14 protein-coding genes and 2 riboswitches are annotated in these 20,276 nt (G+C 64.8%); of the genes, 9 read left to right on the top strand and 5 right to left on the bottom strand.

What is annotated here, in order from left to right; all coding sequences use genetic code 11:
* Positions 1–29: 29 nt before the first annotated feature.
* Positions 30–3,740 (bottom strand): methionine synthase, encoded by a 3,711-nt coding sequence (metH, locus tag V5F23_RS17535; protein ID WP_123579846.1) that lies wholly within the window; start codon positions 3,738–3,740, stop codon positions 30–32.
* A gap of 154 nt (positions 3,741–3,894) precedes the next feature.
* Here metH and V5F23_RS17530 point away from each other — a divergent pair, with 154 nt between their 5' ends.
* Together V5F23_RS17530 and nfuA are read left to right on the top strand one after the other, a co-directional pair.
* Entirely contained in the window at positions 3,895–6,186 is a 2,292-nt protein-coding gene (locus V5F23_RS17530) for a fatty acid cis/trans isomerase (RefSeq protein ID WP_338495866.1), read from the top strand.
* A gap of 115 nt (positions 6,187–6,301) precedes the next feature.
* Complete coding sequence (gene nfuA / locus V5F23_RS17525; protein ID WP_024781251.1) at positions 6,302–6,886, top strand: Fe-S biogenesis protein NfuA; 585 nt, start codon at positions 6,302–6,304, stop codon at positions 6,884–6,886.
* 180 nt (positions 6,887–7,066) lie between these two features.
* Here nfuA and cobM read toward each other — a convergent pair whose 3' ends face one another.
* The 4 genes from cobM to V5F23_RS17505 form a co-directional block, all read right to left on the bottom strand.
* A complete protein-coding gene (gene cobM / locus V5F23_RS17520) occupies positions 7,067–7,813 on the bottom strand; it encodes a precorrin-4 C(11)-methyltransferase (protein ID WP_338495863.1) in 747 nt (248 codons plus the stop codon).
* Positions 7,814–7,888: 75 nt separating this feature from the next.
* Positions 7,889–8,308: a cobalamin biosynthesis protein gene (locus tag V5F23_RS17515; protein WP_042728919.1), complete on the bottom strand. Its 420-nt coding sequence runs from the start codon at positions 8,306–8,308 to the stop codon at positions 7,889–7,891.
* On the bottom strand, positions 8,305–9,000 hold the full coding sequence (locus V5F23_RS17510) for a CbtA family protein (protein ID WP_047739107.1): 696 nt from the start codon (positions 8,998–9,000) through the stop codon (positions 8,305–8,307). The genes V5F23_RS17515 and V5F23_RS17510 overlap by 4 nt, the downstream gene beginning before the upstream one ends.
* Before the next feature lie 11 nt (positions 9,001–9,011).
* A complete protein-coding gene (locus tag V5F23_RS17505; protein WP_047739106.1) occupies positions 9,012–9,200 on the bottom strand; it encodes a CbtB-domain containing protein in 189 nt (62 codons plus the stop codon).
* A 104-nt stretch (positions 9,201–9,304) separates the two neighbouring features.
* Positions 9,305–9,527: riboswitch (cobalamin riboswitch) on the bottom strand.
* A 209-nt stretch (positions 9,528–9,736) separates the two neighbouring features.
* A riboswitch (cobalamin riboswitch) is annotated at positions 9,737–9,952 on the top strand.
* A gap of 97 nt (positions 9,953–10,049) precedes the next feature.
* Here V5F23_RS17505 and cobW point away from each other — a divergent pair.
* The 7 genes from cobW to V5F23_RS17470 all read left to right on the top strand — a co-directional run bounded on the left by cobW (position 10,050) and on the right by V5F23_RS17470 (position 20,265).
* Positions 10,050–11,114 (top strand): cobalamin biosynthesis protein CobW, encoded by a 1,065-nt coding sequence (cobW, locus tag V5F23_RS17500; protein WP_042732902.1) that lies wholly within the window; start codon positions 10,050–10,052, stop codon positions 11,112–11,114.
* Between the two features lie 3 nt (positions 11,115–11,117).
* Positions 11,118–14,879 (top strand): cobaltochelatase subunit CobN, encoded by a 3,762-nt coding sequence (gene cobN / locus V5F23_RS17495; protein ID WP_338495860.1) that lies wholly within the window; start codon positions 11,118–11,120, stop codon positions 14,877–14,879.
* A 171-nt stretch (positions 14,880–15,050) separates the two neighbouring features.
* Positions 15,051–16,055 carry an AAA family ATPase gene (locus V5F23_RS17490; RefSeq protein ID WP_042732887.1) on the top strand — a complete coding sequence of 335 codons (1,005 nt, stop codon included), beginning with the start codon at positions 15,051–15,053 and terminating at the stop codon, positions 16,053–16,055.
* Positions 16,056–16,075: 20 nt separating this feature from the next.
* On the top strand, positions 16,076–16,711 hold the full coding sequence (locus V5F23_RS17485) for a VWA domain-containing protein (protein WP_202595593.1): 636 nt from the start codon (positions 16,076–16,078) through the stop codon (positions 16,709–16,711).
* A gap of 169 nt (positions 16,712–16,880) precedes the next feature.
* Complete coding sequence (locus V5F23_RS17480; RefSeq protein WP_212802777.1) at positions 16,881–18,527, top strand: phospholipase D-like domain-containing protein; 1,647 nt, start codon at positions 16,881–16,883, stop codon at positions 18,525–18,527.
* A 196-nt stretch (positions 18,528–18,723) separates the two neighbouring features.
* The gene (locus V5F23_RS17475; RefSeq protein WP_042731862.1) at positions 18,724–19,065 is read left to right on the top strand and encodes a hypothetical protein; all 342 of its coding nucleotides are present in this window, start codon (positions 18,724–18,726) and stop codon (positions 19,063–19,065) included.
* Between the two features lie 351 nt (positions 19,066–19,416).
* Positions 19,417–20,265: a transporter substrate-binding domain-containing protein gene (locus V5F23_RS17470; RefSeq protein ID WP_042731863.1), complete on the top strand. Its 849-nt coding sequence runs from the start codon at positions 19,417–19,419 to the stop codon at positions 20,263–20,265.
* Positions 20,266–20,276: the final 11 nt, after the last annotated feature.

The following is a 20,276-nucleotide window of genomic DNA, read 5'->3' as shown; positions in this document are numbered from 1 at the left end:
ACGGCCGTTGCCGACCGTGATCCCTTCACTCAGTTGTCATAGCCCAGGTTCGGCGCCAGCCAGCGCTCGGTCACGCTCAGGTCCTGGCCCTTGCGGCCGGTGTAGCTCTGGACCTGGTCCTTGTCGATCTTGCCCACGGCGAAGTATTGCGCCTGCGGATGGGCGAAGTACCAGCCGCTGACGGCCGCCGCCGGGAACATGGCGTAGTGTTCGGTGAGAAACACGCCGCTGCGTCCAGCCTTGAGTTCGCTGGCCTCGGGGTCGAGCAGGCGGAACAGGGTGGCTTTCTCGGTGTGGTCCGGGCAGGCCGGGTAGCCGGGAGCGGGGCGGATACCGCTGTATTGCTCCTTGATCAGTGCCTCGTTGTCCAGGCTTTCGTCCTTGGCATAACCCCAGTGTTCCTTGCGCACCTGCTGGTGCAGCCATTCGGCGCAGGCCTCGGCCAGGCGGTCGGCCAAAGCCTTGACCATGATCGAGTTGTAGTCGTCGCCAGCGTCCTGGTAGGCCTTGGCCACTTCCTCGGCGCCGATGCCGGCGGTGGTGATGAAGCCGCCCACGTAGTCGGTCACGCCGCTGTCCTTGGGGGCGACGAAGTCGGCCAGGGAGAAGTTCGGCTTGCCGTCGGTCTTGATGATCTGCTGGCGCAGGTGATGCAGGCGAGCCAGCGGCTTGCCGTCATCGCCGTAGACTTCCAGGTCGTCGTCATGCACCTGGTTGGCCGGCCAGAAGCCGAACACGGCGCGGGCGCTGATGAGCTTTTCGTCGATCAGCTTGCGCAACATGGCCTGGGCATCGGCGTACAGCGCGGTGGCGGCTTCCCCGACCACTTCGTCGGTGAGGATGCGCGGGAATTTGCCGGCCAGGTCCCAGGAGATGAAAAACGGCGTCCAGTCGATGTATTCGGCCAGGACGTCAAGATCGATGTTGTCCAGCACCTTGGCGCCCGTGAACGTCGGCTTGACCGGTTGGTAGCTGCTCCAGTCGAACTGCGGCTTCTTGGCGATGGCAGCGCTGTAGCTCAGGCGCTCGGTGCGGGCGCTGCGGTTGGCGGTGCGTTCGCGCACGTCCATGTAGTCCTGGCGGGTCTTCTCGACGAACCCCGCCTTCAGCTCCTTGGACAGCAACTGCGTGGCAACGCCCACGGCGCGGGAGGCGTCGGTGACGTAGATCACCGCATCGTTGCTGTACTTGGGCTCGATCTTCACCGCGGTGTGGGCCTTGGAGGTGGTGGCGCCACCGATCATCAACGGCAGGTGGAAATCCTGGCGCTGCATCTCGCGGGCCACGTGCACCATTTCATCCAGCGATGGGGTGATCAGGCCGGACAGGCCGATGATGTCGCACTTCTCGTCCTTGGCCACCTGCAGGATCTTTTCTGCCGGCACCATCACGCCCAGGTCGACGATGTCGTAGCCGTTGCAACCGAGGACCACGCCGACGATGTTCTTGCCGATGTCATGGACGTCGCCCTTGACCGTGGCCATCAGGATCTTGCCCTTGGCTTCCGGCTTGTCACCTTTTTCCGCTTCGATGAACGGGATCAGGTGGGCCACGGCCTGTTTCATCACCCGCGCCGACTTGACCACCTGGGGCAGGAACATCTTGCCGGCGCCGAACAGGTCGCCAACGATGTTCATGCCAGCCATCAGCGGGCCTTCGATGACTTCGATCGGGCGGGCGAAGGACAGTCGCGATTCTTCGGTGTCTTCGACGATGTGGGTGGTGATGCCCTTGACCAGCGCATGTTCCAGGCGCTTGTTGACCTCCCAGCCGCGCCACTCTTCGGTTTCCGCTTCCTTGACGCTGCCATCGCCCTTGTACTTGTCGGCGATGGCGAGCAGGGCGTCGGTGCCCTCGGGCGTGCGGTTGAGGATCACGTCTTCGACGGCGTCGCGCAGCTCCACCGGGATCTGGTCGTAGATCTCCAACTGGCCGGCGTTGACGATACCCATGGTCAGGCCCGCGCGGATCGCATACAGCAGGAACACCGAGTGAATCGCCTCGCGCACCGGGTTGTTGCCGCGGAACGAGAAGGACACGTTGGACACGCCGCCGGAGGTCAGCGCGTAGGGCAGCTCGTCGCGAATGTAGGCGCAGGCGTTGATGAAATCCACGGCATAGTTGTTGTGCTCTTCGATGCCGGTGGCCACGGCGAAGATGTTCGGGTCGAAAATGATGTCTTCCGGTGGGAAGCCCACTTCATTGACCAGGATGTCGTAGGAACGCTTGCAGATTTCCTTCTTGCGCGCCTCGGTGTCGGCCTGGCCGGCTTCGTCGAAGGCCATCACCACCACGGCGGCGCCGTAGCGCTTGCACAGCTTGGCGTGGTGGATGAACTGCTCGACGCCTTCCTTCATGCTGATGGAGTTGACGATGCCCTTGCCCTGGATGCACTTGAGGCCGGCTTCGATCACGTCCCACTTTGAGGAGTCGATCATGATCGGCACGCGGGAGATGTCCGGTTCGCCGGCGATCAGGTTGAGGAAGGTCACCATGGCCTTCTTCGAGTCGAGCATGCCCTCGTCCATGTTGATGTCGATCACCTGGGCGCCGGCCTCGACCTGTTGCAGGGCCACTTCGAGGGCTTCGGTGTAGTTGTCTTCGCGGATCAGCCGGGCGAACTTGGCGGAGCCGGTGATGTTGGTCCGCTCGCCCACGTTGACGAACAGCGAGTTGCGGTCGATGGTGAACGGTTCCAGGCCCGACAGGCGGCAGGCCCGTGGAATCTCCGGAATCTGTCGCGGGGCATAACCGGCCACGGCCTTGGCGATGGCTTCGATGTGCGCCGGCGTGGTGCCGCAGCAGCCGCCGACGATGTTCAGGAAGCCGCTCTGGGCGAACTCCTCGATGACCTTGGCGGTTTCGGCCGGCAGTTCGTCGTATTCGCCGAATTCGTTGGGCAGGCCGGCGTTCGGGTGCGCCGAGACATGGGTGTTGGCCTTGTTCGACAGCTCTTCGAGGTAAGGCCGCAGCTCGCGGGCACCAAGGGCGCAGTTCAGGCCCACGGAGATCGGCTTGGCGTGGGCCACGGAGTTCCAGAAGGCTTCGGTGGTCTGGCCGGAGAGGGTGCGGCCGGAGGCGTCGGTGATGGTGCCGGAGATCATGATCGGCAGCTCGACGCCCAGCTCTTCATAAACCCCTTGTACGGCGAAAATCGCCGCCTTGGCGTTCAATGTGTCGAAGATGGTTTCGATCAGGATCAGGTCGGCGCCGCCTTCGATCAGGCCCCGGGTGGCCTCGGTGTAGTTTTCCACCAGTTCATCGAAGGTCACGTTGCGGTAGCCGGGGTTGTTCACGTCTGGTGAGAGCGAGCAGGTACGGCTGGTCGGGCCGAGCACGCCGGCGACGAAGCGTGGCTTGTCCGGGGTTTCCAGGGTCTTGGCGTCGGCCACCTGACGGGCCAGGCGCGCGCCTTCGACGTTCAGCTCATAGGCCAGGCCCTGCATGCCGTAGTCGGCCTGGGACACCTGGGTGGCGTTGAAGGTGTTGGTCTCCAGGATGTCGGCACCGGCATCCAGGTAGGCTTTTTCGATGGCGCCGATCACGTCGGGGCGACTCAGCACCAGCAGGTCGTTGTTGCCCTTGACGTCGCTCGGCCAGTCGGCGAAACGCTTGCCGCGATAGTCCTGCTCTTCCAGCTTGTAGCTCTGGATCATCGTGCCCATGCCACCGTCGAGGATCAGGATGCGTTCCTTGAGGGCTTGCTGGAGAAGATAAAGGCGAGCGCTGCGATCAGACATAGGACTACCTGGAAAAATGACGATGACGAAAGCCGGGATGATAGCAAACCTGTGCGGTATTTGATCGCAGGTGCCTTTTGCATGAATCTCGCTCATGTTTGCAAGGGAGTGCTGGCCCGGTAGAATCGCCGGACTTTCTTTCAGGATCCGCGACATGCCGTACCGGGTTTTCGTCGGCAGTCTGCTGCTGCTGTGGTCTTTCATTGCAGTGGCCGGGGATCCCGTCCCGGCACTTTCCTACACGCGCGACATCCAGCCGATCTTCACGGAGAAATGCGTGGCCTGCCACGCCTGCTACGACTCCGCCTGCCAGTTGAACCTGGGCAGCGGCGAAGGCGTGGCCCGGGGCGCGAGCAAACTGTCGGTGTATGACGGTGAGCGGCGAGTGGCGGCGGAGCCGACCCGGTTGTTCTATGACGCGTCCGGCCAGCGGGCCTGGCAGCGCAAGGGGTTCTATTCGGTACTCGATGCCCAGGGCAGCCAGGCGGCGTTGATGGCGCGGGTGCTGGAACTGGGCCACCGCACGCCACTGACGCCCAACGCCAAGCTGCCCGAAGACATCGTGCTCGGGCTCAACCGCGACAACAGTTGCGCGGTGCCGGGGCAATTCGACGAGTATGCCGCCGCACATCCGCGCGAAGGCATGCCCCTGGCCGTCACCGGTCTGACCGACCAGCAGTACCAGACGTTGCAGCGCTGGCTGGCGGCCGGTGCGCCCATCGACCAGCAGGCCCTGGCCCCGAGCGCTGCCGAGGCCTTGCAGGTGGTGCAGTGGGAGAACCTGCTCAATGCGCCTGGCGCCCGGGAAAGCCTGGTGGGGCGCTGGTTGTTCGAGCACTGGTTTCTGGCGCACATCTATTTCAAGGACGGCGAGCCGGGGCATTTCTTCCAGTGGGTGCGCTCACGCACGCCCACCGGCCAGCCCATCGACCTGATCAACACCCGCCGCCCGAACGACGATCCCGGCACCCGCATCTATTACCGGCTGTGGCCGGTGCAGGGGGTGATCGTGCACAAGACCCACATCACCTATGGCTTGAGCCCGGCCAAGATGGCGCGGATCAAGAGCCTGTTCTACAGCGGCAAGTGGCAGGTCAGCGCGTTGCCGGGCTATGGGCCGGAGCGTCGGGCCAATCCGTTCTCCACCTTCGAGGCGATCCCGGCCCAGGCGCGCTACCAGTTCATGCTCGATAACGCCGAGTACTTCGTGCGCACCTTCATCCGTGGGCCGGTGTGCCGGGGTCAGATCGCCACCGACGTGATCCGCGACAATTTCTGGGCGCTGTTCCAGGCCCCCGAGCATGACCTGTACATCACCGACCCGAACTATCGTGGCCAGGCCACGCCGTTGCTGGCGATGCCGGGACAGAATGACGACGTCGGCAGCGTCCTGAGCTTGTGGCGCGACTACCGCGACAAGCGCAACGCGTACGAAGCGTTGCGCCGCGACAACTACGCCGAGCTGCCGCCGCCGAGTTGGTCGACGTTGTGGGCCGGTAATGACAATGCGCTGTTGAGCATCTTCCGGCATTTCGACAGCGCCTCGGTGACCAAGGGATTGATCGGCGACGTGCCGCAGACGATGTGGCTGTTCGATTTCCCGCTGCTGGAGCGCACCTATTACCAGTTGGCGGTGAACTTCGATGTGTTCGGCAATGTGTCCCACCAGGCCCAGACCCGGCTGTACTTCGACCTGATCCGCAACGGCGCCGAGCAGAACTTCCTGCGCCTGATGCCGGCCGATTCCCGCGAAGCCTACCTTGACGACTGGTACCAGTCCGGGGGCAAGTTCAAGATGTGGCTCGATTACGAGGCCATCGACGATGACAAGCCGACCGCGCTCAAGCTCGATGAACACGACCCGATGCGCGATTTCACCCGCCAATTGCTGGCTCGCTATGGCGAGCTGAACGCGCGGCCCGACCCGATCAACCGCTGCGAGGGCGCCTATTGCTCGCGGCCGAACATCGATCCGGCCCTGCAGAACGCCGAGCAGGCCCTCAGCCGCCTGGTGTCACGCCCGGCGGCGGGGCTCAGTGTCATCAATCAACTGCCCGAAGCAACCCTGCTGCGGGTCGAAACCCCTGGCGGCCACCGTGAGGTCTACAGCCTGATGCGCAACCGGGCCCACAGCAACGTGGCGTTCCTGCTGGGCGAGGAACTGCGTTACCAACCCGGCCTGGACACCTTGACGGTGTACCCCGGGGTGCTCAGCAGCTACCCCAACTTCATCTTCAACATCCCGGCCGGGCAGGTGCCGGCGTTCGTCGATGCCATGGAAAGCGCCCAGGACGAGCCGGCGTTCGAGCGGATTGTCGAGCGCTGGGGGATTCGCCGCAGTCACCCGCAGTTCTGGTTCTACTTCCACGACCTGAGCCAGTACATCCACGAGACGGAGCCGTTGGAAGCCGGTGTGCTGGACATGAACCGCTACCAGAACCTCTGACGTGAACGGCCGGCTTCGCGGATCGTGTCGCCGGCTGCTTTCCTGACAAAAATACTGGGACTTTGTCCGGCGCGATGATTGGCGTAAACTGCCGGCAAGCCTGCGAGGAGTTTCCATGACCGCCATAACCATTACCGATGCCGCCCACGATTACCTGGCCGACCTGCTGTCCAAGCAGAACACCCCGGGGATCGGGATCCGTATCTTCATCACCCAGCCCGGCACTCAGTACGCTGAAACCTGCATTGCCTACTGCAAGCCCGGGGAAGAGAAACCCGAAGACACCGCGCTGGGGCTCAAGAGCTTCACCGCCTACATCGATTCGTTCAGCGAAGCGTTTCTCGATGATGCCGTGGTCGACTACGCCACCGACCGCATGGGCGGCCAGCTGACCATCAAGGCGCCTAACGCCAAGGTGCCGATGGTCAATGCCGACAGCCCGATCAACGAGCGCATCAACTACTACCTGCAAACCGAAATCAACCCGGGGCTGGCCAGCCACGGCGGCCAGGTGTCGCTGATCGACGTGGTGGAAGACGGCATCGCCGTGCTCCAGTTCGGCGGCGGCTGCCAAGGCTGCGGCCAGGCCGACGTGACCCTGAAGGAAGGCATCGAGCGCACCCTGCTCGAGCGCATCCCTGAGCTCAAGGGCGTGCGCGACGTGACCGACCACACCCAGAAAGAGAACGCCTACTACTGATTGGCGCAGGCTGGGCTACCGCTTCGCGAGCAAGCTCGCTCCCACAAGGATTGCGGTGAGTCCTGTGGGAGCGAGCTTGCTCGCGAAGGCGGCGGTACATACAGCACGTCAGCCACCTGATACACCGTTTTCGCGAGCAAGCCCGCTCCCACAGGGATTCGGGTCGATCCGGCTGACGGCTCAGGGCCTGTAGAGGTGCGCATGCCCGGCGCGGTACAGCGATGACTCGCTGAACACATCATTGCCCAGCACCCGTCCCACCAGGATCAGCGCCGTGCGGCGAAAGCCCTTGGCCTGGACCTTTGCAGCGATGTCCGCCAGCGTGCCCACGGCCCAATCCTGATCCGGCCAGGTGGCCCGGTGGATCACGGCGACCGGACAATCCGCGCCGTAGTGGGGCAGCAGTTCAGCCACGATTTTTTCCAGATGATTGACCCCCAGGTGAACCGCCAGGGTTGCGCCGTGTTGCGCCAGGCTGCCCAGCTCCTCCCCGGCGGGCATGGCGGTCTTGTCGGCGTAACGGGTCAGGATGACGCTCTGGGACACGTCCGGCAGGGTCAGCTCGGCGCCCAGCAGGGCGGCGCAGGCGGACGTTGCGGTAACGCCCGGAATGATCTCGAACGGAATCTCCAACGCCCGCAGGCAGCGAATCTGCTCACCGATGGCGCCATACAGGCTCGGGTCCCCGGAATGCACCCGGGCGACATCCTGGCCTTTGAGGTGGGCCGCCCTGATCAATTCGATGATCTGTTCGAGGTGCAGTTCGGCGCTGTTGATCACCTGCTCGGCGCGGTGGCCTTCCAGCACGGCGGCCGGCACCAGGGAGCCGGCGTAGATAATCACGGCGCAGCTGCGGATCAGCCGCTGGCCCTTGACGGTGATAAGTTCCGGGTCGCCGGGGCCGGCGCCGATGAAGTAAACGGTCATGACCGGCTCCTGCAGGGTAGGTGAGTGGCGCTTGGATGAAGATCGCTCATGATCCTGGGCGCGGATTATCGGGATTTACGCCACGACCGCCAAGGCCAGCGTGCTCTTGAGGCCTCGCTGGCGGGTAATCAGCAGCGTGGCCGGTGCCGTGCCCCAGCGGTCGGCCAGAGCCAGGGCGGCGCTTTCGGCGATGCCGTAGCAGCCGGTCCGTTCGAAGGCGATGTCGGAGCGGTGGCTGAGACGGTCCTGATAACCGGCCAACTGTTCGGCACTGAAGCACACCAGCGGCAGCGCCAGATGCTCGGCCAGTTCCAGCAGGCCCGCTTCGTTCTGCTTGAGGTCGATACTGGCCAGGGCCTGCACGTGATCAAGGTCGATGCCGTGGGCTTGCAGGGTTTGCTCCAGCAAGGCGCGCAACGCGCTGGCCGGACAACCACGCTGGCAGCCCAGGCCGATCACCAGGGTCGGCGCAGCCTGGGAAGAGCGGCTGTTCATGCCTCGTGGTGGGCTTGGCCGTCACGGCGGAACAGCCAGGCGCTGATCAGGCCCAGGGCCAGCCAGAACGCCACGTTGGTCAGCTGCGAGGCGATCTTGAACTGGGTTTCAAGGGCTTCGGGTGCCAGCATCGAATGGACCTCCGGTTGCGGTGCGCCAATGACGTGGGGCACCAGCAGGGTTGCCACGCCCAGCAGCTTGAGCAGCCAGTGCCGGCCGAAGGCGATCAGGGCGATGCCCACCGCGGTGGACGCGGCGGTGCCAATCCACCACATCTGCCGCTGGGCCAGGTCAGCCGCCGCCGTGCCGGGCAACTCCGGCGGCAAGCCGAGTGTCGGTGCCAGGACGAACGTGGCGTAGCCGGCCAGCCCCCAGAGCAGGCCCTGGGCGGTGCGGGTCGGTGCGCGCAAGGTGTACAAGCCGGCCAGCATCAGCGCAAAGCCCACCGCAACCACCAGGTTGCCGCCCGTGGTGGACAGCACGCGCTGCCAGCCGTCTTCCGGCTCCCAGGCTTCGGCGTCATGGGTATGGGCGACCCCGGCCGCGTGCTCGTGGACTTCGGCCGCGGGGGCTTTTTCATAGGTCTCGGCCTGGAGAATCAGCGGCGATACCCAGAAACTTTGCAGGAGGGTCAGCAGCAGGGCGGCCAGCAATCCACTGAAACCGGCGGTCTGGGCGATACGCTTGATCATGTCGTCAGGTCTCAATGGCACGGAAAGGCGGCGCTGTGGCGGGTGTCGTGGGCAGCGTTGTGCACCGCTTCGATGTGAGAGAACCCGGCGAAATAGACCAGCCCGGCACCCAGGATCGAGGCGAGGATCGCCGCGCTCAGGCGCTGGCTCAGGGTGGTGGTGCTGCTGGCGGTACGAACGGTGCTGCTGATGGTCGACATGGCGCTTCCCTCTGTTCTTGTCTCGTCCAGTGGGTAAATCGAGCGCAATGAAAACCCTGGCGCAGGTCGCCAAGGTTCGAACAGCGCCCGCCCACCGCGGGTTTGTTGATGCTTGAGTCATGGGCCGGTCTCCGGGCTCGCGAGGGGCAGGGGCTGGGCCTTGCCGGCAAGCGTCACCTTCCCATGCCATGGGCACAGTGGTTAAGACGCTTCGCTCGCTTACCGTTGCGGGGGCAGCACCGGACTGACGTGGCCTTGAAGTAAAGCACACGATTCACCGGTTTCCCGTTTCACCCTGTGAAGGGCACCCGTAACTAGGCGCACAGGAGAGCATGGGCGGGGGCGGGGCGTCAATGCGGAGAGAGGGCCGCTGCGCTGCCCAATCGCGAGCAAGCTCGCTCCCACACAAGGATTTGCGTCGGGCCCAAAATTCAAGACCTATGCAGATCCAATGTGGGAGCGAGCTTGCTCGCGATGGCGGTAGCAAGGACACCGCAGAGCTTACTTGTGGAGATTGACCCGCCCGCACTCCCTGCGTAGCCTTGCGCCTTCGAGGTTCTTCGGTTCGCGCCGAAGCTAAGAAGGGAACGCGGTCCAAGCCGCGGCTGCCCCCGCAACTGTGAACGGTGACGTTCCTGCCGGGCCACTGTGCATGTGCACGGGAAGGCGCAGGAATTGCCTGCCCAGGCTTTGTCAAAGCCGGGCCGGCCCCGCCGTCAGCCAGGAGACCTGCCTCGAGACAGATTCTCACTACAACCGGGCGGGGTGATCCGGTGGCGAAATCTTCCGCGCACCCCTGTGCCTGCGGTTGTCGTCCCGTTTGCCCGCCACCTTGCCAAAGGGCATCCGATGAAAACACTGGCCAAACTCCCCGTCACCATCGTCACCGGTTTCCTCGGCTCGGGTAAAACCACGTTGCTGCGGCACATGCTCGACAACGCCCAGGGTCGCCGCATCGCGGTGATCGTCAACGAATTCGGCGAGCTGGGCATCGACGGTGAGATCCTCAAACAGTGCTCCATCGGTTGCACCGAAGAAGAAGCCAACGGCCGCGTCTACGAGCTGGCCAACGGCTGTCTGTGCTGCACGGTGCAGGAAGAGTTCTTCCCGGTGATGCGCGAGCTGGTGGCCCGGCGCGGCGACCTTGACCACATCCTCATCGAAACCTCCGGGCTGGCCTTGCCCAAACCGTTGGTCCAGGCTTTCCAGTGGCCGGAAATCCGCAGCGCCTGCACCGTCGACGCGGTCATCACCGTGGTCGACAGCCCTGCCGTGGCGGCTGGCACTTTCGCTGCGTTCCCCGACCAGGTGGACGCCATGCGCAAACTCGATCCGAACCTGGACCACGAATCGCCGCTGCACGAACTGTTCGCCGATCAACTGGCGAGCGCCGACCTGGTGATCCTCAACAAGGCCGACCTGATCAGCCCCGAAGACCTGGCGAAAGTCCGTCTGGAAGTGGCCGAGGAGTTGCCGCCGGCGGTCAAGGTCATCGAAGCCAGCAGCGGCCGCCTGCCACTGGACGTGTTGATCGGCCTGGGCGCCGGCTCCGAAGAACACATCGACGCTCGCCACAGCCATCACGACCATCACCATGATGGCGACGAAGATGACCATGATCACGACGCTTTCGACTCCATCTCCATCGAACTGCCCCAGGCTGACGAGAGCCTGTTGCTGGACGCGCTCACTCAACTGGTGGTGCAACATGGCGTGCTGCGGGTCAAGGGTTTCGCGGCCATCCCGAACAAGCCGATGCGCTTGCTGGTCCAGGGTGTCGGCACGCGTTTCGACAAGCATTTCGATCGCCAATGGGGCGCCGATGAAGCGCGGGTCACCCGCCTGGTGCTGATCGGCCAGGCGCTGGACGCCGGTCTGCTCGAAGTGCAGCTGCGCGCCGCCCTCAGCGTCTAAGCCATGCACCTGCTCAGGACCCAGCCGGGCGGCTTTGTAGCGGACGACAACATTGCCGACCTGGGGCAAACCCCCGCCGAGCTGGTGATCCTGTGCAGCGGCGACTCCAGCCTGGCGCTGCTGGCCGAAGCGGCGCGGCAGTTGCCGGACGACTACCCGCCGTTTCGCCTTGCCAACCCGATGCAGGTGCAGAACCACGCCTCGGTAGACCTGTATTTCGACGACGTGCTGCGCCACGCCAAGGTCATCCTGCTGTCGCTGCACGGCGGCATCGGCTATTGGCGCTACGGCATTGAACGGCTGATGGAATTGGCTGGGCGCGGGGTGACGTTGATCCTGGTGCCGGGTGACGATCGGCCTGACCCGGAGCTGAGTGATCTCAGCAACGTGCCCTTCGAGGGGCGCGACCGGCTCTGGCAGTTCTTGCGCCAGGGTGGCCTGGGCAATGCCCTGAATCTGTTCTATAACCTAGCCAGCCAATGGTTCGGTCGCGATTACCCGTGGGACGAACCGCAGGCCCTGCCGCGTACGGCGATCTATCACCCGCAAAACACCAACGCCAGCCTCGGCGATTGGCAAGCCGACTGGCAGGCCAGCCAGCCGGTGGCGGCCCTGCTGTTTTATCGCTCGCACCTGCAAGCGGCGAACACCGCCTTCATCGACGTATTCTGTCAGCGCCTGCAAGCAGCGGGGCTCAACCCGTTGCCCATGGCCGTCGCAAGCCTCAAGGAGCCGGCCTGCCTGGCGCAGGTCGAGGATTGGCTGGATGAGGTCGAGGCGGGGGTGATCCTCAACACCACCGGGTTCGCCCAATCCAGTCCGGAAGCCCCTCACTTGCGGCCGTTTCGCCGCGACATTCCGGTGATCCAGGCGATCTGCGCTCAGGACAACGAACCCGGCTGGCGTGCCAGCGAACAAGGCCTGGGGCCGCGGGACTTGGCGATGCACATTGCCTTGCCGGAGCTGGACGGGCGAATCATCAGCCGGCCCATCAGTTTCAAGGACCTGGCCTGGCGCAGCGAGCGCAGCCAGAGCGATGTGGTCTGCTACCGGGCCGTGCCCGAGCGCATGGACTTCGTTGCGCAACTGGCCCGGCGCTGGAGCGCCCTGGCGCGGGTGCCCAACGGGGAAAAGCGGGTGGCGCTGATCCTGGCCAACTACCCGACCCGGGACGGCCGCATCGGCAACGGCGTGGGCCTGGACACCCCGGCCGCCGCGTTGAATATCCTGCGGGCCCTGCACAACGAGGGTTATCCGCTGCCGGCCGAACTGCCGGCGAGCGGCACTGCGCTGATTCAGCAGTTGCTCGGTGGGGTCAGCAACGACCTGGACAGCCTCGACCTGCGGCCGTGTCACCAGAGCCTGGCCGTCGAGGCCTACCAGGCGCTGTTCGACGCACTGCCTGATGCCAATCGCCAGGCGGTGCTGGCGCGCTGGGGGGCGCCCGAGCAGGACCCGATGTTCCGCGACGGCCGCCTGATGATCGCCGGCCTGCGCCTGGGCCTGACGTTCGTCGGCATCCAGCCGGCGCGGGGCTATCAGGTCGACCCGAGTGCGGTCTACCACGACCCGGACCTGGTGCCGCCCCACGGCTACCTGGCGTTCTATTTCTGGTTGCGCCACACCTACGGCGCCCACGCGGTGATCCATGTCGGCAAGCACGGCAACCTCGAATGGCTGCCAGGCAAGGGTGTCGGTTTGTCGGAAAGCTGCTGGCCGGACGCGCTGTTGGGCCCGCTGCCGAATATCTATCCGTTCATCGTCAACGACCCGGGCGAGGGCGCCCAGGCCAAGCGCCGGACCCAGGCGGTGATCATCGACCACCTGATGCCGCCGCTGACCCGCGCCGAAACCTACGGGCCGCTGCGCGACCTCGAACGGCTGGCCGACGAGTACTACGAGGCGCAACTGCTCGATCCGCGCCGCGCCCGAGAATTGCAGCGGGACATCCTGAACCTGGTGCGCGAAACCCACATCGACCGCGAACTGCAACTGGATGCTGACGCCGACGCGGCGGTCTGGCTGCCGCGCCTGGACACCTACCTGTGCGACCTGAAGGAGTCGCAGATCCGCGATGGCCTGCACATCTTCGGCGAGTCGCCTAGCGGACGGCTGCGCATCGACACGTTGCTGGCGTTGCTGCGCATTCCCCGCGGCGACGGCAAGGGTGCACAGTCGAGCCTGCTGCGGGCGCTGTCGAACGCCTTTGAACTGGGCTTCGATCCGCTGGATTGCGCCTTGGCCGACCCCTGGGCCGGCCCTTGTCCCGAGGCGTTGCAGCAGGTCAGTGCCGAACCCTGGCGCACCGCCGGCGATACGCGCGAGCGCCTGGAGCTGTTCGCGGCGCGCTTGATCGAGCAAGCGCTGGCAGGCGACGTCCTGTGGCTGGAGGCACCGGGCTGGGAAACGGTGCGCAGCATCGTCGAAAACCTGCGCAGCGTCGTCGCCCCGCGTCTGGACGCCTGCGGCCCGGCGGAAATGCGCGGCCTGCTCGATGCCTTGGGCGGGCGCTTCGTGCCGGCCGGCCCCAGCGGTGCGCCGAGTCGCGGCCGCCTGGACGTGCTGCCCACCGGGCGTAACTTTTTCTCGGTAGACGTGCGCAACCTGCCCACCACCACGGCGTGGCGCATCGGGTTCCAATCGGCCAACCTGATGCTCGAACGGCACTTGCAGGATCACGGCGACCACCTGCGCCAGCTCGGCCTGTCGGTGTGGGGCACCGCGACCATGCGCACCGGCGGCGATGACATCGCCCAGGCCATGGCGTTGATGGGTGTGCGCCCGGTCTGGGCCACCGGCAGCCAGCGGGTGGACGATTTCGAGATCTTGCCGCTGAGTCTGCTGGACCGGCCTCGGGTCGATGTGACGCTGCGAGTCTCCGGATTCTTCCGCGATGCCTTCGCCAACCTGATTCGCCTGTTCGATGCGGCGGTGCAAGCGGTCGCGGACCTCGATGAACCGGCCGACATGAACCCCCTGGCCGCCAAGGTGCGCAGCGAGCGTGACAGCTTGCTGGCGTCGGGCCTGACGGCAGAGGCGGCGGCCCGGCAGGCCGGCTGGCGGATCTTCGGCGCCAAGCCGGGTGCCTATGGCGCGGGCGTGCAGGGCGCCATCGACGGGCGCCTGTGGCAGAGCCGCGAGGACCTGGCCGAGGTGTACCTGAATTGGGGTGGCTACGCTTACGGTGCCCACGACGAAGGCACTGCCGCCCGGGAGCCGTTTTCCCGGCGCTTGAGCCAGGCGCAGGCGGTGTTGCAGAACCAGGACAACCGCGAACACGACGTGCTCGATTCCAACGATTACTACCAGTTCCAGGGCGGCATGCTGGCCGCGGTGGAGACCTTGAGCGGGCAAAAGGCGGCCAGTTACCACGGCGATCACAGCCAGCCTGACCTGCCGCGGATCCGCACCCTGAAGGAAGAACTCAACCGCGTCATCCGCTCCCGGGCGGCCAACCCGAAGTGGATCGACGGGGTCAAGCGTCACGGCTACAAGGGCGCGTTCGAGCTGGCGGCGACGGTGGACAATCTGTTCGCCTTCGACGCCACCACGCAACTGATCGACGACCATCAGTACGCGTTGCTGGCCGACGCCTACCTGCTCGACCCGGACACCCGGGCGTTTGTCCGCCAGCACAACCCCGATGCCCTGCGCGACATGACCGAACGCATGCTCGAAGCGCAACAGCGGGGCATGTGGCAGGCGCCGGGCGACTACCGCGAGGCGTTGGAGAATTTGCTGTTGGACATTGAAGAAGATGGCTGAGGTGCACTTGTGGCGAGGGAGCTTGCTCCCGCTCGGCTGCGCAGCAGTCGTAATCCAGGCAACGCGACACTTCAGGTGCACCGCGTTGGCCGGTTTGGGGCCGCTTCGCGCCCCAGCGGGAGCAAGCTCCCTCGCCACAGCGGACTATCGAACATTTATGAGATCCTCCACATGATCGACACCCCTCATTTCCCACTCTCCGCCGTGGTCGGCGCCGATGATCTGAAACTGGCGCTGTGCCTGGCCGCCATCGACCCGAAGATCGGCGGTGTACTGATCGAGGGGCCGCGTGGCATGGCCAAGTCCACCCTGGCCCGGGGCCTCGCCGACCTGTTGGCCAGCGGTCAGTTCGTCACTTTGCCCTTGGGCGCCACCGAGGAACGCCTGGTGGGCACCCTTGATCTGGACGCGGCGCTGGGGGAAGGGCGCGCGCAGTTTTCTCCCGGTGTGCTGGCCAAGGCCGATGGCGGCGTGTTGTACGTCGATGAAGTGAACCTGCTGCCTGATCATCTGGTGGACCTGCTGTTGGACGTGGCGGCCAGCGGCACCAACCTGATCGAGCGCGACGGCATCTCCCATCGGCACCCGGCGCGGTTTGTGCTGATCGGCACCATGAACCCGGAAGAGGGCGAGCTGCGCCCACAATTGCTCGACCGGTTTGGCCTGAACGTGGCCCTCGACGGGCACACCCCTGCGGCTGAACGCGGGCAGATCATTCGTCGGCGGTTGGATTTCGACACTGACCCGGCCGCCTTCTGCGCGCACTGGGAAAGCGCCCAGCAGGCCCTGCGTGAACGCTGCCAGCAGGCCCGCGACCGCCTGACCGGGATCGCCCTGGATGACGTGACGCTCGCCCAGATCACCGAGCGCTGTTTTGCCGCTGGGGTCGATGGCCTGCGTGCCGACCTGGTCTGGTTGCGGGCGGCCCGGGCCCACGCGGCCTGGCGTGGGGCACAGGCCATCGCTGATGAAGATATCGACGCCGTCGCCGAGTTCGCCTTGCGCCATCGGCGGCGCGGGCACTCGAGCCCGGCCCCTGCGCCGTCCCAGGCACCCTCGACGGGCGATCGCGCGGCCCAGCCCAACGAAGGCCAGGGCCAGTGGGGCGACTTGCCGGCCCAGGCCTTGCCCACCGGTGCACGGCGTGACGTGCCGAGCTGGCCAAAAAAGCCTTAGGCATTCGCCCCCGTTCGGCCGTGGGGGCGGATGCCAGGCCCCGGGCGGGGCGGTTGGACGATGGACGCCAGGGGCGCAGCAAAGTCGCCTCCAGTGGCGCGGTGAACTGGCCGGGCACTTTGCTCAAGGGCCGTCCCCAACGCTATGACGACCTGCGCTTTCACCGCCGTCATCGCTCGCCCCATGAACTGTGGCTGGTCATCGTCGATGCCTCGGCCTCGACCCGTCGTCATCGTGCCTTGAGCGATGGCAAGGGCCTGCTGGTGCAACTGTTCGATGACGCCTACCGGCAGCGCGCGCGACTGGCCTTGCTGACCGTCAGTGGCAGTGTTCCGCACTGGCAAGTGCAAGGGCTCAAGGCCTCGACTGGGCTGCGACACTGGCTCGATGCACTCGGCGCCGGCGGCGGCACGCCGTTGCTGGCCGCGTTGCAAGAGGCCGGGCGTTGGCTGCGAGCCCGGCGCAAGCGCTACCCGGCAGAGCAACAGCGGGTGCTGGTGATGACGGATGGACGGCTGAAGGAGGGGCTGGCGCCGTCGCCTCTCGACTGCCCGAGCCTGTTGATCGACATCGAGCGCGGCCCGATCCGCCTGGGCCGTGCCCGGCAATTGGCGGGGCAGTTGGGGGCCGAGTATCGGCATATCGACCAGGTTTGATGCGCTTGTTTCCGAGGTGTCTGGGCGGACGCCTTCGCGGGCAAGCTCCCACACTTGATCGGCGGCCTGTCGCAGTCCCTGTGGGAGCGGGCTTGCCCGCGAAGGCATCACCTCGGAATCGGATTTGCCCACTCTGTTCTATGCTGAGGCGACTTCACAGGAGTGAACCATGCGCGTACTCGTCACCAATCCCCAGGATGATTTTCGGGTCAAGGCCTACGCTGGCACCAACGGCGTGCTGCTCGCCATGGACCTGGCCGAATCCCGTCGCAAGGGGCTGCTGGGTTTTGCCATCGAGAAACAGCAGGGTGACAAGCCCTGGTTGTTCCTGTTCAACAGCCTGACCTTCCCTGGCAAGGCCCACACGTTCCCCCAGTTTTACGCCACACCCAGCGACCAGGCGCCGTTGCAGAAATTTCGCTGGGCCGACTACGCCGTCAACCCCGGCGTGACGATGAACTACCGCGTGCACCTGGCCTATGGCAGCCCCGACGCGCCACAGTTGGGCGAGTCCCTGGACATCAGCGTCACCAGCGATAACGGGCAGCCGGTCAACCAGCGCGTGATCTTCAACCGAGCCGTGGCCGCCAGCCAGGCGTTCCAGCGCAAGTTTCCCGAGCTGGATGCGTTGATCAGCGCCAATCGCAACCTGTCCATCGATGACTGGCCCGACGCGCCGCGTCGCTGGTTGGAAAACGGCCTGCTGGGACGCCTGATCGGCTTCATCGACCGGGCCCTCGATGCCACCTGGGCCCTGGACGTAGCCATCTACGAATACGAACTACCGGTGATCGTCGATGCGGTGAACGCCGCTTTCGCCCGAGGCGCGCAGGTGCGGGTGCTGTACCACGCCGAGCCGGGCGACGACACCACGCAGCGCAACGAGGCCAGCCTCGAAAAACTGCCGGCGGCCAACAAGCGCGGGCGGGTCACCCACAACATCTTCCACGACAAATTCATCGTCCTGAGCCGGGTGGACGGCGCCGGTTCGCGGCAACCGGAAGCGGTCCTGTGCGGCAGCACCAACTTCACCGCCAACGGTGTCTATCGCCAGGCCAATGTCGTGCACGTGCTGGATGAGCCGCGGGTGAGCGACAGCTATCGCCAGGTGTTCGAGCAGATCTGGGCCGCACCGCAGGACGTCGACGCCACCCGCCAGTGGCTGACCCTGAACAACCCGATGGCGCCGCAAGAGCCACTGTTCGCCGGTTTCTCACCGCGCACGGGCGAAGGCGACCTCGACCGTTTCGTCGACATCATCCACGGCGCCCGCAAGGACCTGTTGTTCGTCACCGCGTTCGTCCTGCCCGAGCGGATCCTCGATGCCTTGCTCGGCCAGCCGAACGATGACGTACTGCGCTACGGTCTGCAGAACACCGCCAGCCGCATCACCGGTTTCCATGCCGACCGCACCGCCCAATTCGCCGCCACCGCGCTGCTCAACACCGGGTTGGAAGGCTGGCTCAGGGAAAACATGAAGGGCCAGAAAGGCAACCTGCTGGTTCACACCAAGGCCATCGTCACCGACTTCACCAGCGACACACCGACCATCATCAGCGGCAGCCACAACCTGAGCGCCGCCGCCAGCAACGGCAATGACGAGAACTACCTCATCATCCAGGGCGACACCGACTTGGCCGACCGTTACGGGCTGGAGTTGCTGCGTTTCTATGAGCATTACCGCTTTCGGTACTTCGCCAAGAAACTGGCCCTCAAGCAGGTCAAGCCACTGGCGGTGGATGACAGCTGGAGTGACGACTATTACCGCGAAGGGGACCTGCGGGCATTGTCGAGGGTGAGGTTCTGCGGACGCTAGGCTCTGTCTGAAAAGCCTTGATACTCGTTCATGCTGCGTTGAAAACCGGCTCGGAATGCTCATTTACTTCAGTAAACTCCGCTTCCTCGCCGGTTTTCGCCTTGCCTGACCTTCGTCTCAAGACTTTTCAAACAGAGCCTAGGTGTGGCAGGGATGAGGTGCTAGCATAGGGCCATCTATCAGCCAGGACGCTGCCATGAACCGCTGTCACGGAATGTCGAGTCTGCTTCGCGCCGGTGTCGCGATTGTATTGTTGATGGTCTGTGCTTCGGCCATCGCCGCCAATACTCCCTGTTCCGGGCGCAAGGGCGGGATCGCCGGCTGTGACGGTGACACGTTCCTGTGCAACGACGGGTCCATCAGCGCTTCGAAAAAATCCTGTTCCGCTGTGTTGGGGATTCGCAATGAAACCCGACCCTCGTCATTACTCAAGCAGGCCGACGGTTGCCAATGCGGCAGCGGCAGTTACTGCGTTGGCCCGCGGGGCGGCGTCTATTGCCTCACGCCCGGCGGCAGCAAGAGTTACAAACGCAAGTAGCGCAATACCGCCGACCTCCTCCTGTGGGAGCGGGCTTGCCCGCGAAGACGGTGTGACAATCGACAACAATGTTGGATGTGCCGGCCTCTTCGCGAGCGAGCCCGCTCCCCACAGGGGGCGAGGCACCGTTCTGGGGCCTTGTTACCCGCATGTCGTAGCCAACGGTAGCAATCCCTGGAATGACGTCCGACGTCGTCACGCACGGCTGATTTTCCCATCTATCTGATTCCATTCACTTTCCATTTTCCTGGCCCGAAGTCCGTTTGGCTGTGGCACACTTTCTGCTGTCTATTCCGTTGTTACAAACCATGTTCCGGTATAGCGGAATAAACTCATCCTGGAGTGCTAGCCATGCAACGCCGACCTTCCTTGTTCAAAGCGTGTGTTTTTCTCTTCGCCGCCTCGATGGCGGTCGTGGGTGTCGCCCAGGCGGCGGACAGCAAGCTGGACAGCGTGCTGCAACGCGGGAAATTGATCGTGGGCACGGGCAGCACCAATGCCCCGTGGCACTTCCAGGGAGCGGATGGCAAGTTGCAGGGGTTCGATATCGACATTGCGCGGATGGTCGCCAAGGGCCTGTTCAATGACCCGGAGAAAGTCGAGTTCGTGGTGCAGTCTTCCGATGCGCGGATCCCCAACCTGCTGACCGACAAGGTCGACATGAGCTGCCAGTTCATCACCGTCACCGCCAGCCGTGCCCAGCAGGTGGCGTTCACCTTGCCGTACTACCGCGAAGGGGTCGGCCTGTTGTTGCCGGCCAACAGCAAGTACAAGGAGATCGAAGACCTCAAGGCCGCCGGCGACGGTGTCACCGTGGCGGTGCTGCAGAACGTCTACGCCGAAGAGCTGGTGCACCAGGCACTGCCCAAGGCCAAGGTCGACCAGTACGACAGCGTCGACCTGATGTACCAGGCGGTGAACTCCGGCCGTGCCGATGCCGCCGCCACGGACCAGTCCTCTGTGAAGTACCTGATGGTGCAGAACCCCGGCCGTTATCGCAGCCCGGCCTACGCCTGGAGCCCGCAAACCTATGCCTGTGCGGTCAAGCGCGGCGACCAGGACTGGCTGAACTTCGTCAACACCACCTTGCATGAAGCCATGACCGGCGTGGAATTCCCCACCTACGCGGCGTCGTTCAAGCAATGGTTCGGCGTGGACCTGCCGTCGCCGGCCATCGGTTTCCCCGTTGAATACAAATGACCCTGTGAGCC

The sequence above is a fragment of the Pseudomonas sp. WP18 genome, from assembly GCF_036689585.1.
In the GTDB taxonomy this organism is placed as follows: Bacteria; Pseudomonadota; Gammaproteobacteria; order Pseudomonadales; family Pseudomonadaceae; genus Aquipseudomonas; species Aquipseudomonas chlororaphis_E.
Note: the sequence above shows the minus strand (reverse complement) of the source record. Positions and strands in the feature narration are given on the sequence as shown.

What these genes read in the sequence shown, in the direction of transcription:
- metH (WP_123579846.1), bottom strand. Translation starts at nt 3,740, where the DNA reads ATGTCTGATCGCAGCGCTCGCCTTTATCTTCTCCAGCAAGCCCTCAAG.
- V5F23_RS17530 (WP_338495866.1), top strand. Translation starts at nt 3,895, where the DNA reads ATGCCGTACCGGGTTTTCGTCGGCAGTCTGCTGCTGCTGTGGTCTTTC.
- nfuA (WP_024781251.1), top strand. Translation starts at nt 6,302, where the DNA reads ATGACCGCCATAACCATTACCGATGCCGCCCACGATTACCTGGCCGAC.
- cobM (WP_338495863.1), bottom strand. Translation starts at nt 7,813, where the DNA reads ATGACCGTTTACTTCATCGGCGCCGGCCCCGGCGACCCGGAACTTATC.
- V5F23_RS17515 (WP_042728919.1), bottom strand. Translation starts at nt 8,308, where the DNA reads ATGAACAGCCGCTCTTCCCAGGCTGCGCCGACCCTGGTGATCGGCCTG.
- V5F23_RS17510 (WP_047739107.1), bottom strand. Translation starts at nt 9,000, where the DNA reads ATGATCAAGCGTATCGCCCAGACCGCCGGTTTCAGTGGATTGCTGGCC.
- V5F23_RS17505 (WP_047739106.1), bottom strand. Translation starts at nt 9,200, where the DNA reads ATGTCGACCATCAGCAGCACCGTTCGTACCGCCAGCAGCACCACCACC.
- cobW (WP_042732902.1), top strand. Translation starts at nt 10,050, where the DNA reads ATGAAAACACTGGCCAAACTCCCCGTCACCATCGTCACCGGTTTCCTC.
- cobN (WP_338495860.1), top strand. Translation starts at nt 11,118, where the DNA reads ATGCACCTGCTCAGGACCCAGCCGGGCGGCTTTGTAGCGGACGACAAC.
- V5F23_RS17490 (WP_042732887.1), top strand. Translation starts at nt 15,051, where the DNA reads ATGATCGACACCCCTCATTTCCCACTCTCCGCCGTGGTCGGCGCCGAT.
- V5F23_RS17480 (WP_212802777.1), top strand. Translation starts at nt 16,881, where the DNA reads ATGCGCGTACTCGTCACCAATCCCCAGGATGATTTTCGGGTCAAGGCC.
- V5F23_RS17475 (WP_042731862.1), top strand. Translation starts at nt 18,724, where the DNA reads ATGAACCGCTGTCACGGAATGTCGAGTCTGCTTCGCGCCGGTGTCGCG.
- V5F23_RS17470 (WP_042731863.1), top strand. Translation starts at nt 19,417, where the DNA reads ATGCAACGCCGACCTTCCTTGTTCAAAGCGTGTGTTTTTCTCTTCGCC.